This is a genomic window from Chamaesiphon sp. VAR_48_metabat_403 (genome assembly GCF_031422475.1).
GTDB lineage: Bacteria > Cyanobacteriota > Cyanobacteriia > Cyanobacteriales > Chamaesiphonaceae > Chamaesiphon.
This window is the reverse complement of record NZ_JANPLS010000081.1, coordinates 1-2,374: the sequence shown is the minus strand read 5'-3', so window position 1 is coordinate 2,374 and position 2,374 is coordinate 1. Positions and strand designations below refer to the sequence as shown.

2 protein-coding genes are annotated in these 2,374 nt (G+C 49.3%); one reads left to right on the top strand and one right to left on the bottom strand.

Translation table 11 applies throughout. From position 1 onward, the window contains the following. Positions 1–136: 136 nt before the first annotated feature. On the bottom strand, positions 137–355 hold the full coding sequence (locus tag RMO79_RS04240; RefSeq protein ID WP_310481825.1) for a hypothetical protein: 219 nt from the start codon (positions 353–355) through the stop codon (positions 137–139). A gap of 278 nt (positions 356–633) precedes the next feature. Here RMO79_RS04240 and RMO79_RS04235 point away from each other — a divergent pair. Next, positions 634–2,374 (top strand): M3 family metallopeptidase (locus RMO79_RS04235; RefSeq protein ID WP_310481824.1); only part of this gene is annotated, 1,741 nt, incomplete at its 3' end.

The following is a 2,374-nucleotide window of genomic DNA, read 5'->3' as shown; positions in this document are numbered from 1 at the left end:
ATATCTGGATGCTCATGCTCTTTTAGTGCTCTTTGTAATTTCTCTTTTGTTTCGGAATTTAGGAAACTTTTAGCAGGCATTAAATTTAGGCGATCGCGAACATATTATACAGTAAGTGCTTTAGATGCCAAACAGCTTATTCACAACTGTGGCAGGGTGTCCGATCGCAGGGCTTTCGGCTGTAATTTTTTTGCCGTTCTGTGGAAACGTAGGCATAACTAGAGACAGCTATCGCAGTCAAGATCGCCATGCTACTAACGATTGCAAAAGTTGGATCTGTAGCAATACCTTCAATGTTTTGCCGATCGACCGTCAGTAAATTAGATGACTGAGTGGCGATTAATGTTGCTTCCATTTCTATTATATGGGATAATTTTATAGACCCGATCGATTCTCTGTCTCTAGCCAATTGCAGAGAGAATGACACTTAGAGCGGTCTCAATCTGTCTCTAACTCACACATCTTATTTATACTAAACATTGGCTAGTAAATGAATCGATCGATAGACATATTTTTGGTCGCAATCTGATTGGTTAAATCTCCGTCGATCGATAGAGATGGCGGTAAACCGGACATAGGCTCTAAAAGAAGATCGAGGGATAATAGAGCTATAAACCTCATCACGCGCCAGATATGAAACCCCTATTACAAGGTCAGGGATTGCCCCCATTTCCAGAGATTACGCCAGAGCAAGTCGTTCCCGCGATGACCGAACTACTGACTGAGGCGAACGCAGCATTAACCCAGCTTGAAGCTAATATTATTCCTACTTGGGCGGGATTGGTCGAACCACTCGATCGATTGACCGAACGCATCGGCTGGAGTTGGAGCATCGTCGGACACCTGATGGGTGTCAAAAATAGTCCCGAACTTCGTGCCGCCTACGAAGAAATGCAGCCCCAGCTAGTCCAATTCTGGACGCAATTGGGACAAAGTGCCGCTCTCTATCAGGGCTACAAGGCGATCGCAGCCAGTCCCGAATTTGCTAACTTCGATGCAGCCCAAAAACGGATTATCGAGGCTGCCATCCGCGACATGGATCTATCTGGAGTCGGTTTGACGGGAGAGCCAAAGCAGCGATTTAATGAGATTCAATTGGCACTTGCCGAACTTTCTAATAAGTTCTCTAATAATGTCCTCGATGCGACTAAAGCTTATAGTCTTACCCTGACTAAGCCAGAGGACATCGCTGGACTACCCGCAAGTTTACTCGCTCAAGCAGCCCAATCAGCCAGAGCCGCCGGAAATGAAGCCGCTACCCCCACAGATGGCCCGTGGACGATTACGTTGGACGCGCCTAGTTACGGCCCCTTCATGCAACACAGTCAACGCCGGGACTTGCGCGAACAGGTGTATAAAGCCCTCATCAGTCGGGCAGCATCGGGGGACTATGATAATTTAGGTAATATCGATCGCATCCTCGAATTACGTCGCGAAAAGTCCAACATCCTCGGCTTCGATAACTTTGCCGAACTCAGCCTCGCCAGCAAAATGGCACCCAACGTCGCCGCCGTCGAAAATCTGCTCGAATCCCTCCGTAGTGCCAGCTTTGAAGCAGCCAAACAGGATCTCGAAGATCTTCGCGCCTATGCCATCTCTAAAGACGCACCCGAAGCCAACGATCTCAAACATTGGGATCTCGCCTACTGGTCGGAACGCTTGCGGGAAGCCAAATTCGACTTCAACGCTGAAGAATTGCGCCCATACTTCCCCTTAGAACAGGTACTTTCGGGCTTATTTAACCTCGCCCACAATCTGTTTGGCATCAATATCACCGCCGCCGACGGACAAGCACCCATCTGGAATCCCGATGTCCGCTACTTCCAAGTCGCCAATGAGCAAAATCAACCGATTGCTTACTTCTATCTCGACGCATATAGCCGCCCATCCGAAAAACGCGGTGGTGCGTGGATGGCAGATTGCATCAGTCGCTCCAAATTGACCGACAAAGATGGGTCTACAGTCCGTTTACCCGTTGCTTACCTCACCTGCAATCAAACGCCCCCAGTAGACGGCAAACCCAGTCTAATGACCTTCGGCGAAGTCGAAACCCTCTTCCACGAATTCGGGCACGGCTTACAGCACATGCTCACCACCGTCGATTTCGTCGGTGCATCGGGAATTAGTAACGTCGAATGGGATGCCGTCGAGTTACCCAGCCAATTTATGGAAAACTGGTGCTACCATCGCCCCACCCTGCTGAGTTTGGGCAAGCACTACGAAACTGGCGAACCATTACCCGAACACTATTACCAAAAACTCCTCGCAGCGCGGACATTTATGAGCGGGAGCGGGATGCTGCGTCAGATCCACTTTAGCTGGTTGGATATTGCGCTCCACAGCAGCTACCAACCAGGCGGTACCGAAACAATTG

What these genes read in the sequence shown, in the direction of transcription:
- RMO79_RS04240 (WP_310481825.1), bottom strand. Translation starts at nt 355, where the DNA reads ATGGAAGCAACATTAATCGCCACTCAGTCATCTAATTTACTGACGGTC.